The organism is Xanthomonas arboricola, assembly GCF_002940665.1.
GTDB lineage: Bacteria > Pseudomonadota > Gammaproteobacteria > Xanthomonadales > Xanthomonadaceae > Xanthomonas > Xanthomonas arboricola_B.
On the sequence record NZ_MIGY01000004.1, the window covers coordinates 205363 to 217857 of the forward strand.

The window sequence follows — 12495 nt, forward strand, 5'->3', positions numbered from 1 at the left end:
CGGGCTAAGGTGAGCGCTGATCATCGGGAACTGCCGCCGCATGAACATCGCACCGCAACGCGTCGAGAATCAGCTCACCGACAAGGGCTATGTGCCGGTCTACACCACCGCCGTGGTCGAGCAGCCGTGGGATGGCTACAGCGCCGACGACCACGCCACCTGGGGCACCCTGTATCGCCGCCAGCGCGCGCTGCTGGTGGGGCGCGCCTGCGACGAGTTCCTGCAGGCGCAGGATGCGATGGGCATGGGCGAGACCCACGTTCCGCGATTCGATGCGCTCAATACGGTGCTGCAGGCGGCCACCGGCTGGACCCTGGTCGGCGTGCAGGGCCTGCTGCCGGAGCTGGATTTCTTCGAGCATCTGGCCAACAGGCGCTTCCCGGTGACATGGTGGATCCGCCGCCCCGATCAGATCGACTACATCGCCGAACCGGACCTGTTCCATGACCTGTTCGGGCACGTGCCGCTGCTGATGAATCCGCTGTTTGCCGACTTCATGCAGGCCTACGGCCGTGGCGGGGTCAAGGCGCACGGCATCGGCGCGGACGCGCTGCAGAATCTCACCCGCCTGTATTGGTACACGGTCGAATTCGGCCTTATCGCCACGCCGCAGGGGCTGCGCATCTTTGGCGCCGGCATCGTGTCGTCCAAGGGCGAATCGCTGCATTCGCTGGAATCGCCGGTGCCCAACCGGATCGGCTTCGACCTGCAGCGCATCATGCGCACGCGCTACCGCATCGATAGCTTCCAGAAGACCTATTTCGTCATCGACAGCTTTGCCCAATTGATGCACGCCACCGCGCCGGATTTCACCCCGATCTATGCCGATCTTGCGCAGCAGGCGCAGGTGCCGGCCGGCGACGTGCTGGACACCGATCAGGTTCTTCAGCGCGGCAGTGGCGACGGCTGGAGTCGCGACGGCGACGTGTGAGGGGTGCGTGGGACGGCGCTGGATCGCGTCGATCCAGGATCGGCGCGCGAGCGCAGCTGCCTCACCGCCGCATCCGCTGCACCGACTCGACACCACCGCCGACGCGCACTATGGTCAAACCTCCCCACACCGCCTTCGCTCAATGGACCTGACGCAGCTTCGCATCCGGCGCTTGGAGCTGGACGACACCCGCCTGCTGTTCACCCTGGTCAACGGCATCCGCATCGACGAGCCGATCCAGGCGCATCGGTTGTTGTTGAAGGCATCGCCGCCGCTGCGCGCGCAATGGCAGCTCACCGACGACGGCTTCGGGGTGAACTGGCCGGCAGTGGCGCCGCCCACGGCAGAGGGGCTGCTCAACATGCCCGAATTGCTGTGGCGCCGTCGCAGCGCACGGGTGCAAGCCAAACTGACCGCGCTGCGCGGACGCATGGATGCCTTGTCGCCGGGCGAGCGCGAGCTGGTGGCATTGGCGCGGCTGGATGCGGACATGAGCGAGAGCGGCTATGCACGCTATTTCGACCGCTGGGATGCCGCCACCCGGCGTGACGCAGTGCAGGGACTGGGCGCGATGGGTGCGGCGCAGGCGCGCCAGGCGATCGAAGGCCTGGGCGCGGTGTTCGAACGCCTGGAAGAAGATCCCAACCTGCTCAGCATCGAAGACATCCTCGATGCGATGAGCGAGACCGACCGCCAGCGCGTGGAGGGTTGGGAAGAGGTCTACTACCGCCGCTCCGGCGAACTGACCCGGCTGGGGCTGAATCACTACGGGATCGACAAGGCGTAAGGAGGCGGGCGCCCGCTGCCGGACAGGCGCGGGCGTGCGAGATCGCGTTCGTGCACCACCAGCGAGGGATGCGCCTGCGCCGCGCGTTGGGCGGCGGTGTCGGCGGCTGCGCCGCAATCGGCATCGCGGCGCAGCTGTGGCGTGAGATCGGGTTGCAGCTGCACCCAGCCATGCACGACCAGGCACGCCACGGCGGAGGCGCCGGCGCGGCTGAAGTGGGTGCCGTCGGCCTTGCCTTGCTCGGGGACGAACAGGAAATACGGTCTGGCCGCCTGTTCGCCGAGGGCACGGATCCAGTCGCTGGAACTGGCATTGAGATCGATCAGGCCAACGTGTTCCTGCGTGGCGAGTTGCTGCATGGCCAGGGTGTAGCGGCCGTGGGTGTCGAGCAGCGCACCGAAGTCGTAGAGCAGACGTGCAGCAGGCGTGATCAGGATCGGCGTGGCGCCCTTGCCGCGCGCGGCGGCGATATAGCGGCGCAGGAACTGCTGATAGTCGCCTTGCGCATCGGTGTAGCGGCTGGGATCTTCGTGTTTGGCGTCGTTGTGGCCGAACTGGATCAGCAGGATGTCGCCGCGTTGCAGTTCGCCGGCGATGGCGTCCAGGCGCCCTTCGGCGATGAAGCTGCGGGTGCTGCGGCCGCCCTTGGCGTGATTGCGCACCTGCCATTGCGCCGGGTCGAACCACTCCTGCAGCACCTGGCCCCAGCCGGCCTGCGGGGCGCGCTCGGCGCCGTAGTCGGCGGCGGTGGAATCGCCGGCGATGAAGATGCGTTGTGGGTCGGCACGGGCATTATTTGCGCAGAGCAGCAGCAATGCGAACAGCAGCAGACGCATGGTGGGCTCCGGTAAAAATGCTGAGTGCGCGACGCTGTTTCCTTCTCCCATCGGGAGAAGGTGCCCGAAGGGCGGATGAGGGTACGGCGGCATAGAAAATGTTGGACGGCCGTACTGTCGTCTCAAGCCTTTCAAGCCTCCCCGTTTAGGCCAGCTGTCTTCCGCCGTAGCCTCACTCCAACCCCGGCCCGCGCTGGCAGCGCGGGCTCCAAGGCACGCGCGCCAGTTGCGCGCAAACAGTGACCTCTCACCCCGCGGGAGGAGGGCTTTAGGCAGTTACGCTGCTGCGGCGGCGGCTTCGGGCTTGCCCAGCACGCCGGCGACGAAGGCGCGGATCTCGGCGTCCTGGGCATTGTCGAAGAAGCACTGCTGGAAACGCTCGCCGCCCACGGCCTGCTTGATCAGCTCCGGGTCGATGGCGCGCAGGCCGTCCAGGTAGGACTTGGCGGTGGCCTGCTTGAGCTGGGTCAGGATGCCGGCGTTGGCGGCCTGCGATTCGCGACGCTCGGCCGGGTAGCCCATGCCACGCTCGCCGCTGAAGGCCTTTTCGAAGATGTAGCGCACGTTGATTTCCGCGCCCCAGCCGTAGCCCTTGGCGAACGCCAGCGACAGCGCGTTGCCGTTGTTGACCTGGGCGAACAGGTAGGCGTCGGTCGGCTCGATGCAATAGCCGCAGAACACGCCCGGATGCGCATTGAGCGACATCATCGCGCCCTGGCCGGTGCCGCAGCCGGCGACGACGAAGTCCACGGCCTTGGAGTTCAGCAGCAGGCTGGCGACGATGCCCAGGTGGATGTAGGTCAGGCGGTGGTCGTTGTCGCCGTCCATGCCGACGTTGAAGACGCTGTGGCCCTGCTCGCCGGCGACGTCGTTGAGCTGCTGCAGGATCACCGGGTTCTTGCCGGCCTGACTGAACTCATTCATGAGTGCGATTTTCATGGGGATGCTCCGATTGGTTTGGGGACGTTGTTTTGAATGTGGAATGTGGTGACTGCGCGCGTCTGGGTGCTGTCTTGATTCGCTTTTCAGGTGCCTTATCCGTGAGGGATCAAGGCTCTGTAGAAACGTTGCCGGGTATGCAGCGCACGTTTGCCTGATGCGCGTGCTCGCCGGCCCTCATCGGCCCTTCGGGCACCTTCTCCCGGAGGGAGAAGGCACCGCGTGGGTTTGACTCAGCGTGCCAGCCAGCCGCCGTCGACCGGGATGATGGCGCCGTTGACGTAATCCGAGGCGCTGCTGGCCAGGAACACCGCGGTGCCGCCCAGGTCGGCCGGCACGCCCCAGCGCGCGGCCGGGATGCGGTCCAGGATGGCCTTGTTGCGGTCCTGGTCGGCACGCAGCTGGGCGGTGTTGTCGGTGGCCATGTAGCCGGGCGCGATGGCATTGGTGGTCACGCCCTTGCTGGCCCATTCGTTGGCCAGCAGGCGGGTGATGCCGGCGATGCCGGACTTGCTGGCGGTGTAGGACGGCACGCGGATGCCGCCCTGGAACGACAGCATCGAGGCGATGTTGATGATCTTGCCGCTGCCCTGGGCGATGAAATGGCGGCCGGCGGCCTGCGCCATGAAGAAGGCCGATTTCAGATTGACGTTCATCACGTCGTCCCAATCCTGCTCGCTGAAATCCACCGCGTCTGTGCGGCGGATCAGGCCGGCGTTGTTGACCAGGATGTCCAGGCGACCCAGGCCGTCCAGCGTTTCCTTGAGGATGCGCTGCACCGGTTCGACGCTGATCAGGTTGGCCTGGATCGCGACGAAGCGGCGGCCCAGGCCCTTGACCAGTTCTTCGGTCTCGGTCGGCGCCTGGATGCCGGCAGCGGCGATGTCGGCGCCGGACTGTGCCAGTGCCAGCGCGATGCCCTGGCCCAGGCCCGTGTTGGCACCGGTGACCAGTGCGACCTTGCCTTCGAGACTGAACGGATTGCTCATTACCTTATCGCTCCTGCTGGATGTGCCACGTTGGATGAGTGCGTGCGTCCGCGCGATGCGCGGCCGCTGGCATGGGGTGGATCTGGCGCGTTGATCGGGCTGTCGCATCGACGCGGTGAGTGCGGTGCTGCCCGGCACGCATGGGGTTACTTGAGCTGGCAGATGTCCAGCACGTGCATGTCGGTGTAATCCAGGTTTTCGCCGCCCATCGCCCAGATGAAGGCGTAATTGCTGGTGCCGGCGCCCATGTGGATGGACCACGGCGGCGACACCACCGCTTCGTTGTTCTGGATCACGATGTGGCGCTGCGCGTCCGGCTCGCCCATGAAGTGATAGACGCGGTCGTTGGCGCCGAGATCGAAGTAGAAATACACCTCGCTGCGGCGGTCGTGCAGATGCGGCGGCATGGTGTTCCAGACACTGCCCGGCTTGAGCACGGTCAGGCCCAGCAGCAGCTGCGAGGACTGGCAGGTGGTCGGCACGATGTACTGGTAGATGGTGCGCTCGTTGCTGGTTTCCAGCGCGCCGCGCTCCAGCGCCACGGCGTCCTTGATCGACAGTTGCTTGGTCTCGAAGCGCGCATGCGCCGGTGTCGACGCCAGATAGAACCTGGCCGGGTTGGCGGCATTGTCCGAGGCGAAGCTGACTTCGGTACTGCCCATCGCCACGTACAGGCCGTCCTTCGGTCCGAGCGTGTAGACGGTGCCGTCCACGGTCACGCTACCGGTCCCGGCGCCGACATTGAGGATGCCCAGCTCGCGGCGCTCCAGGAACGGATGGCCGGCGGCAGAGGCGGGTTCGGTCTGCCTGGGCAGTTCCAGCGTGGTGCCGAGCGGTGCTGCGCCACCGAGCACGAAGCGCTCGTAGTGGGTGTACTTGAGCGTGACCGCATCGTCGACGAACAGGCCATCGAGCAGATAGAGCTCGCGCAGGTCGTCGTTGCTGGCGCCCTTGATGGCGTCGGGATGGGTGGCGTAGTGGGTCTTGCAGTACAGGGACATGCGCGATCTCCGGTGCCAAGCGCGGGGGGAATGGCTTGCACCAAGCCATTCTACCGGCTCTGGTTAACCGGTGTCATTGCGCAGTGCACGATAGCCGCATGGCGGCGTGGGAATTCTTTCTCCCGTCGGGAGAAGGTGGCGCGTAGCGCCGGATGAGGGTGCGCCTCAGGCGATTGCCACTGCCTGCCATGATCAACGCGTCGCCACGCGCCGTCACAAGCGACTCGCCAGCGCCTTGCCTGGCGTCCCCTTGCCCGGGCTTCGACCTCGCTCAATCTTCCGGCGGTTGGCAGGAGTCGCGCACGATCAGGTGCGGGCGCACGCTTGCGGTGGGTAGTTGCGGGGCGTTGTCGGGCTGGATCAGCATCGCCGCGGCGGTGCGGCCGGTGTCGCGGGTGTGGCGGCGCACCGAGGTCAGCGGCGGCCACAGGCGGGAGGCCAGCGAGCTGTCGTCGTAGCCGATCACCGACAGCTGGCGCGGGATGTTGATGCCGGCGCGTAGCGCGACCTTGTAGATACCGGCCGCCATTTCGTCGTTACCGGTGAAGATGGCGGTGGGGCGTTTCTTGCCCAGCAGCAGTTTTTCGGCCGCGGCCACGCCCGATTCGAAGGTGTAGCCGGCTTCGACGATGCGCTCGGGCGGCAGTTCGATGCCGCGCCGGGTCAGCGCGTCGGCAAAGCCGGAGGTGCGCTCGATCGAGGAGCGGTAGGCGCTGGGGCCGGTGACCAGGGCGATGTCGCGGTGGCCGAGCGAGAGCAGGTAGTCGGCGGCCTCGGCGGCGCCGTCGCGGTCGTGGGTGATCACCGTCTGCGAGGTGGTGTCCAGCGCGACCGAGGCGATGCGGGTGTAGCGGCAGCCGATCTCGGCCAGCATGTCGGCCAGCGCCTGGTCTTCGGAGGCGCGTGGGACCAGGATCACCCCGTGCAGCTTCTGCGCCTGGGCGAAGCGGCGCACGCCTTCAATGTAGCCGGGGCTGCGGCTGTCGCAGGGGTGTACCACCAGCTCGAAGCTGGAGCCGCGCAGCGCGTCCAGCGCGCCGTACTGCATGTCCACGATGTATTGCGCGGTGGGGTTGTCGTAGACCATGCCGATCAGGAACGAGCGCCGGAACGCCAGCCCGCGCGCGAGCGGGTCGGGGGCGTAGCCGACCTCGCGCATCAGCGCCTCGACCTTCTCGCGGGTGTCCTGCCGCACCAGCGGCGAGTTGTTGATGATCCGCGAGACGGTCTTCTTGGAGACTCCGGACATCCGGGCGATGTCGTTGATCGTGGCTACCTTGCCCTTCGGCAGGCCAGGCATTCCCTCTTCGGGCATCTTGCGGGCGGGCATAGCGGTCAACCGTTCGAGTTGAATGGATTCTACCGGCCAGCGGGCCGGCAAGCCTTCGCAGGCCTGCCGATGTCCCGCATCCGCAGCATCGAGGCAGGCAGCGTCCGGGTGTGCCGCAGCCTGCCTGGCAGTGCGGAACGGTCAGTCCAGGGCGCGGTAGCGGAAGTTGCGGAACTCCACCTGGCCCTGTCCGGCGGCATACAGCGCCGGTTTCAGTGCCAGGAACTTGCCGGCCACGTTGTGGTGATAGCCGGACACTTCCATCTGCACCGGGTACTTGGTCCAGGTGGTGCCGTCGGTGCTGCTGTGGATGGTGACGATATGGCGGTTGTTGGTGACGCGCAGCCACAGCGCACCGCCCTTGGCACTGGGCGCCAGCCTGGCCGGGCGCTCCTCGCCGTAGCGGTGCATGACGAAGTGCTCGCCATTGCTGCCCACGCCGGCGTAGAGCTTGTCGCTGTAGAACAGCAGCGCCCCGCCCTGCCCGCCCGGCGCGACGGTCATCTGCACCTCGAACTGGTAGGCCTGGTCGGGCGCGATCACCGTCAGTGGCGAGGCATCGCGCGGCGCGCTGCCCTTGCCCTGCAGGCGCAGCACGCCATCGCCGACCTGCAGGCGCTTGGCCTCGTCGGCGGCGGGGTTGAAGAACGCCCACTGCGGGCCCAGCGTGCTGGCGCGGAAGTCGTCCGACAACGCCAGCCCGTGCGGCAAGGCCTGCCCGCTGGGCTTTTTCAGCGGCGTACCCAGATCGCCGCCCTTGGCGACGAACCAGCCGTCCGCGGTCCACTCGATCGGGTCCAGCAATGCCTGCCGGCCCAGCGTCCAGTAGCCGTGCTCGTAACCGTGGTAGAGCATCCACCAGCGCTGGTCGGTGCCTTCCACCAGGGTGGCGTGGCCGCGCGACCACCACGGCTCGTCGGCGCTCTTGGTGCGGGTGATCGGGTTGTCGGGCGCGTTCTGCCAGGGGCCGTGGATCGAGCGCGAACGCGCGGTGATCACCATGTGCCCGGTCGGCGGGCCGGCGGTGCCGCCGACAGCGGTGGTCATGTAGTACCAGCCGTTGTGGCGGGTGATCTTGGGGCCTTCCTGCGCGTAGCCTTCCACGTCCCAGCTTTCCGGGTATTTCCAGCCGTCGTAGACGTGTTTGGGGGTGCCGACCACCTTGAGGCCGTCGTCGGAGAGCTGCACGTAGTCGCCGCCGCTCAGGAACAGGTAGCGCTTGCCGTCCTCGCCCACCGCATGGCCGGGGTCGATGTACTTGCCCAGGCCGATGTCGATCGGCGCGCTCCACGGGCCGGTGATGTCGTCGGCCCAGACCACGAAGTTGCTGCGCTCGCCCTGGTCGCCGCGGCGCGCCGGGAAGTAGATGTAGTAGCGCTTGCCGTGCTTGATCAGATCCGGCGCCCAGATCGCGCCGACGTTCTGGGTGATGGCATGGCCCAGCGGCTGCCAGTTGACCAGATCGCGCGAATGCCAGATCGGCAGGCCCGGATACGCATCGAACGAGGACAGCGTGAGGTAGTAGTCCTGCCCGTCCTTGAGCACCGACGGGTCGGGGTGATCGCCGGCCAGCACCGGGTTGAGGAAGGTGCCGTCGCCCTGGTCGGCGATGCGCTGGTGTTCGATGCCGCGCTTCCAGTCGGCCGCGGCAGCGAGCCCGGCACACAGCAGCAGGCCGCCGGCCAGCAGCCAACGCAAACGGGTTGAAGCGATACGCACACGCATGCTTGCTCCTAGTCCCCGCTCGGCGGGGCGATACGACGGCCAGCGCCTGGAGCGTCGGCCGCCTGGATGAGGGCGGAACTACCTTCCAGCAGCCACGCTGCGCAGCGCGCCGGTAACGTCGGCCGGCGTTTGTCGGGCGAGGCGCGGCGCGCGGACATCGCATTGCACGCGCCGTGCAGGCCGCTGCCACGCACCGACGACGCCCGCCCGACGGACGCAGTCGGGATCGCGGGCGCTTACGCGCGCAGCGCGCGTGGCAGCCACAGCGACAGTTCGGGGAAGAACGCCACGATCAGCAGCACGCACAGGGCCGCCAGCCAGAACGGCCAGATGGTGCGCATGCTCTGGGCGATGGTGATCTGCCCGATCGAGGTGCCGATGAACAGCACCGAGCCGATCGGCGGGGTGATCAGGCCGATGCCGCCGGCAAGCACCATCACCAGACCGAAGTGGATCGGGTCGATGCCGTAGGCCTTGACCACCGGCAGGAAGATCGGCGTGCAGATCAGGATCTTCGGCGCCAGGTCCATGAACATGCCCAGCAGCAACAACATCACCACGATCATCAACAGCACCGTGTTCTTGCTGTCGGCGATGGCCTGCAGGAACTTCACCGCCGCCGCCGGCACCTGCAGGTAGGCCAGCAACCAGCCGAACACCGCCGCAGTGGCGATCACGAACAGGATCACGCCGGTGGTGCGCGCCGCATGCGTCACCGCGGCGAAGAACTCGGCCCACCGCAGCTGCCGATACAGCAGCGCGGTGACGATCAAGGCATACACCACCGCGATCGCCGCGCTCTCCACCGCGGTGAAGATGCCGGCACGGATACCGATGAAGATCAACGCCACCAGGCCCAGGCCCGGCAACGCGCCGATCAGGCGCAGCGCCACTGCGCGCCAGCCGGGGAACGGCTCGGTGCCGTAGCCGCGGTGGCGGGCCACCGCATAACCGGTGACCATCATCGCCGCGGTCATCAGCAGCGCCGGGAAGATACCGGCCGCGAACAGATCGGCGATCGACAGCCCGCCACCGGCCGCGGCCGAGAACAGGATCAGGTTGTGCGAGGGCGGCACCAGCAACGCCACCAGCGCGGCGGTCATGCTCACATTGACCGCGTAATCGCGGTCGTAACCGCGCTTGATCATCTGCGGGATCATGGTGCCGCCGACCGCCGAGACGTCGGCGATCGCCGAGCCGGACACGCCGCCGAAGAACAGCGACGACAGCACGCTGACCTGGCCCAGGCCGCCACGCACCCGCCCCACCAGCGAGGAGGCCAGCGCGATCAGGCGTTCGGAGATACCGCCGCGCAGCATCAACTCGCCGGCGAAGATAAACAGCGGGATCGCGATCAACGAGGCCGAGCCGCTGCCGGCGGAAATCTGCTGCACCAGCACCACCGTGGGCAGGTCCAGATACAGCAGCGTGGCCAGTGCGGCCGCGCCCAGCGCATACGCCACCGGCACGCCGATCAGCAGCAGCACCACGAAGGTTCCCAACAACATCGCGATGCCCATCAGCGCACTCCTCCGGCCTGGATCGGGCGCAGCACACGCCACAGCTTGTATAAGGCAAAGATCACCATCAGCGCACCGCCGATCGACAGCGGCAGGTAGTTGATGCTCTGCGGCATCTGCGCGCCGGCCATCTTGATATCCAGGCCATCGAGCAGCAGCGCCGCGCTCCACCACGCCAGCACCGCACCGATGGACATGATCATCAACGGGCGGATCAGGTCGAACACCCTGCGCACCAGCGGCGGCACGTGTTCGCCCAGCAGATAGAAGCCGAAGTGGCGGTTGGTATGCACGCCGGCGGCCGCGCCCAGGCTCAGCGCGGTGCTGAGCAACAGCAGCGTCACCGGCTCGGTCCAGCTGGGCGAGTCGTTGAGCACGTAGCGGGTGAACACCTGCCAGCCCTGCACGACCACCAGGCCCAGCAGCGCGATGGACGCCACGCCAACGGCGGTATCGGAAACGCGGTCCAGCGCGCGCTGCAACGGCGCGACCGGGACGGCGACGGTCTCGGGTTCGGTCATCGGGTCACCTCTATGCAAAATCGCGGATGCGGCGGTACAGCGCTTCGATCTCCGGCTGCTTGCGGTATTCGGCCAGCAGCGGCGCGGCGGCGGCGCGGAACGCCGGCATGTCGACCTGATTGAGCTTGACGCCGTAATCGATCACCTGCTTGCGCGCGACGGTCTCCGAGGCATCCCACAGATTGCGCATCACCGGCACCGAGGCGCGTGCCAGCTCCACCACCAGGGCGCGATCGTCAGGGCGCAGCGATTCGAAACTCTGCCGCGACATCACCAGGATGTCCGGCGCATAGGAATGCTCGCTCTGCGACCAGTAATGCGCGGCTTCAAAGTGCCGGCTGGACTGGAAGCTGCGCATGTTGTTTTCCGCACCGTCGATCATGTGCGTTTCCATCGCCGAGAACGTCTCGCCCAGCGACATCGGGGTGGGGTTGGCACCCAGCATGCGCATCAGCTTGAGGAAGATGTCCGACGAGGCCACGCGCAGTTTCAGGCCCTTGAGATCCTCCGGGCGGTGCAGCGGGTGCTTGGTGTTGTAGAAGCAACGCGCGCCGGAGTCGTAGATCGCCAGGCCCACCAGGTCGCGCTGCTCGAAGCTGCGCAACACGCTGTCGCCGACATGGCCGTCGATGGCGCGGCGCAGATGCGGCACCGAGTCGAACACGTACGGCAGGCACAGCGCCTGGGTCAGCGGAAAGGTGTTGTTCAACGCGCCCGAGTACACCCGGGTGATGTCGATGGCGCCGAAGCGCGCCATGTCGATCGCCTCGGACTCGCGGCCCAGCTGGCCGGAGTGGTACTGGCGCAGCTTGAGCCGGCCGTTGCTGCGTTGCTCCAGCTGCTTGCCGAACCACCGCACCGCCTCCACGGTGGGGTAGTCGCCGACATGCACGTCGGTGGCGGTCAGCAGCTGCCCGCCGGGGATCGGCGTGGTGGCACCCGCGCCCCGCCAGGGGCCGGCCGCGGCGGCACCGAGCCCGGCACCGAGGAAATGTCTGCGTGTGATCATTGGCGCCCTCCCAAGCGTCTGGTCACTGGGTCCGGCGTTACTTGGCGGACACAGCCGTACAGGAAATGTCGCCGACGCCGGCGAAGCGAATCAGCGCATGCTGTCCCACTTCGATGTCATGGATACCGGTGGCATTGCCCGTGGCGATGAGATCACCGCGCTTGAGCGGGCGCCCGCGCCGGGCCGAACGCGTGAGCGCAAACGCGTAGGCGGCGCGCAGTCCACCCGGCAACGTGGTGGCCCCGCCGGTGCCGACGAGCTGGTCGTCGATCAGGGTTTCGGCGGTCAGCGCGGCTTCGTCGCGCGCCAGCCAATCGCTCACTTCCGGGCCCAGGATCAGGCCGTTGTTGTTGCCGAAGTCGGAGATCACCACGCGCGGGCCCAGCGTGTTGATGGTCGCCAGCGGGCTGCTGGCGATTTCCACGCCGATGAACAGCGTGGCCGGCAGCTGCGCCGCCTGCTCCGGGGTGAAGTGGGTCTGCTCGGCCGGCGCGTCGGCGTCCAGGCGCAGCACGTACTCGGCCTCGACCGCACCGAAGCCGCCTTCGTAGATCGGGAATTCGGTTGTTCCACCGGTAGCATTCCAAAGCTTGTGCGAGAAGATCGGGCCTAGCAGGCGCTCGTCGCCCGATGCGTCGCGGCGCTCGGCGGCGATATAGCCCACCTTCCAGCCGACCACCTGGTCATCCCACTGGCTGATGGCGATATCCTGGACCTGGTAGGCGGTGAGCAGATCGTCGGGGATCTGCCCTGGAAAGTCCGGCAGCGATGCCCCTGCACGGCGTGCCTCCACAAAGCGCTGGGCGATCTGCGACAGCGAGGATGTGGAGGATGGTGGGGTGGCGGCGTCGTTGCTCAAGGGTGTCTCCCTGATAGGTGTTTTTGTTGCACTGCCAATCGACAGCGG

Annotated in this window: 11 protein-coding genes and 1 pseudogene; 2 read left to right on the forward strand and 10 right to left on the reverse strand. The window is 67.2% G+C overall.

Annotation, left to right across the window (positions count from 1 at the left end):
* Nucleotides 1-40 precede the first annotated feature (40 nt).
* The gene (gene phhA / locus XarjCFBP7645_RS20760) at nucleotides 41-931 is read left to right on the forward strand and encodes a phenylalanine 4-monooxygenase (protein ID WP_104538970.1); all 891 of its coding nucleotides are present in this window, start codon (nucleotides 41-43) and stop codon (nucleotides 929-931) included.
* Between the two features lie 142 nt (nucleotides 932-1073).
* Nucleotides 1074-1718 (forward strand): DMP19 family protein, encoded by a 645-nt coding sequence (locus XarjCFBP7645_RS20765; protein ID WP_104538971.1) that lies wholly within the window; start codon nucleotides 1074-1076, stop codon nucleotides 1716-1718.
* On the opposite strand, the pseudogene XarjCFBP7645_RS20770 reads toward XarjCFBP7645_RS20765, so the two are convergent.
* The 10 genes and pseudogenes from XarjCFBP7645_RS20770 to XarjCFBP7645_RS20815 form a co-directional block, all read right to left on the reverse strand.
* Nucleotides 1718-2554, reverse strand: a pseudogene (locus tag XarjCFBP7645_RS20770) (rhamnogalacturonan acetylesterase); the annotation flags it as partial. The gene XarjCFBP7645_RS20765 and the pseudogene XarjCFBP7645_RS20770 sit on opposite strands and share 1 nt — an antisense overlap.
* 276 nt (nucleotides 2555-2830) lie before the next feature.
* On the reverse strand, nucleotides 2831-3493 hold the full coding sequence (locus tag XarjCFBP7645_RS20775) for an RpiB/LacA/LacB family sugar-phosphate isomerase (RefSeq protein ID WP_104538972.1): 663 nt from the start codon (nucleotides 3491-3493) through the stop codon (nucleotides 2831-2833).
* A 233-nt stretch (nucleotides 3494-3726) separates the two neighbouring features.
* On the reverse strand, nucleotides 3727-4482 hold the full coding sequence (kduD, locus tag XarjCFBP7645_RS20780; RefSeq protein ID WP_104538973.1) for a 2-dehydro-3-deoxy-D-gluconate 5-dehydrogenase KduD: 756 nt from the start codon (nucleotides 4480-4482) through the stop codon (nucleotides 3727-3729).
* Nucleotides 4483-4628: 146 nt separating this feature from the next.
* The gene (gene kduI, locus XarjCFBP7645_RS20785; RefSeq protein WP_104538974.1) at nucleotides 4629-5483 is read right to left on the reverse strand and encodes a 5-dehydro-4-deoxy-D-glucuronate isomerase; all 855 of its coding nucleotides are present in this window, start codon (nucleotides 5481-5483) and stop codon (nucleotides 4629-4631) included.
* Nucleotides 5484-5754: 271 nt separating this feature from the next.
* Complete coding sequence (locus XarjCFBP7645_RS20790) at nucleotides 5755-6813, reverse strand: LacI family DNA-binding transcriptional regulator (protein WP_181109262.1); 1059 nt, start codon at nucleotides 6811-6813, stop codon at nucleotides 5755-5757.
* Nucleotides 6814-6954: 141 nt separating this feature from the next.
* A complete protein-coding gene (locus XarjCFBP7645_RS20795) occupies nucleotides 6955-8538 on the reverse strand; it encodes a family 43 glycosylhydrolase (protein WP_104538976.1) in 1584 nt (527 codons plus the stop codon).
* 236 nt (nucleotides 8539-8774) lie between these two features.
* Nucleotides 8775-10058 (reverse strand): TRAP transporter large permease, encoded by a 1284-nt coding sequence (locus XarjCFBP7645_RS20800; protein ID WP_104535644.1) that lies wholly within the window; start codon nucleotides 10056-10058, stop codon nucleotides 8775-8777.
* Entirely contained in the window at nucleotides 10058-10579 is a 522-nt protein-coding gene (locus XarjCFBP7645_RS20805) for a TRAP transporter small permease (RefSeq protein WP_016901233.1), read from the reverse strand. Before XarjCFBP7645_RS20805 ends, XarjCFBP7645_RS20800 begins: the two co-directional genes overlap by 1 nt.
* 10 nt (nucleotides 10580-10589) lie before the next feature.
* Nucleotides 10590-11588, reverse strand: coding sequence for a TRAP transporter substrate-binding protein (locus tag XarjCFBP7645_RS20810; protein WP_104538977.1), 999 nt, complete (start codon nucleotides 11586-11588; stop codon nucleotides 10590-10592).
* A 37-nt stretch (nucleotides 11589-11625) separates the two neighbouring features.
* The gene (locus tag XarjCFBP7645_RS20815) at nucleotides 11626-12447 is read right to left on the reverse strand and encodes a 2-keto-4-pentenoate hydratase (protein ID WP_104538978.1); all 822 of its coding nucleotides are present in this window, start codon (nucleotides 12445-12447) and stop codon (nucleotides 11626-11628) included.
* Between the last annotated feature and the right edge of the window lie 48 nt (nucleotides 12448-12495).

Excerpts from the sequence above, each read along its gene's own strand:
- XarjCFBP7645_RS20805 (WP_016901233.1), bottom strand. The coding sequence starts at position 10,579 with ATGACCGAACCCGAGACCGTCGCCGTCCCGGTCGCGCCGTTGCAGCGC.
- XarjCFBP7645_RS20765 (WP_104538971.1), top strand. The coding sequence starts at position 1,074 with ATGGACCTGACGCAGCTTCGCATCCGGCGCTTGGAGCTGGACGACACC.
- XarjCFBP7645_RS20810 (WP_104538977.1), bottom strand. The coding sequence starts at position 11,588 with ATGATCACACGCAGACATTTCCTCGGTGCCGGGCTCGGTGCCGCCGCG.
- XarjCFBP7645_RS20775 (WP_104538972.1), bottom strand. The coding sequence starts at position 3,493 with ATGAAAATCGCACTCATGAATGAGTTCAGTCAGGCCGGCAAGAACCCG.
- XarjCFBP7645_RS20795 (WP_104538976.1), bottom strand. The coding sequence starts at position 8,538 with ATGCGTGTGCGTATCGCTTCAACCCGTTTGCGTTGGCTGCTGGCCGGC.
- phhA (WP_104538970.1), top strand. The coding sequence starts at position 41 with ATGAACATCGCACCGCAACGCGTCGAGAATCAGCTCACCGACAAGGGC.
- kduI (WP_104538974.1), bottom strand. The coding sequence starts at position 5,483 with ATGTCCCTGTACTGCAAGACCCACTACGCCACCCATCCCGACGCCATC.
- XarjCFBP7645_RS20790 (WP_181109262.1), bottom strand. The coding sequence starts at position 6,813 with ATGCCCGCCCGCAAGATGCCCGAAGAGGGAATGCCTGGCCTGCCGAAG.
- XarjCFBP7645_RS20800 (WP_104535644.1), bottom strand. The coding sequence starts at position 10,058 with ATGGGCATCGCGATGTTGTTGGGAACCTTCGTGGTGCTGCTGCTGATC.
- kduD (WP_104538973.1), bottom strand. The coding sequence starts at position 4,482 with ATGAGCAATCCGTTCAGTCTCGAAGGCAAGGTCGCACTGGTCACCGGT.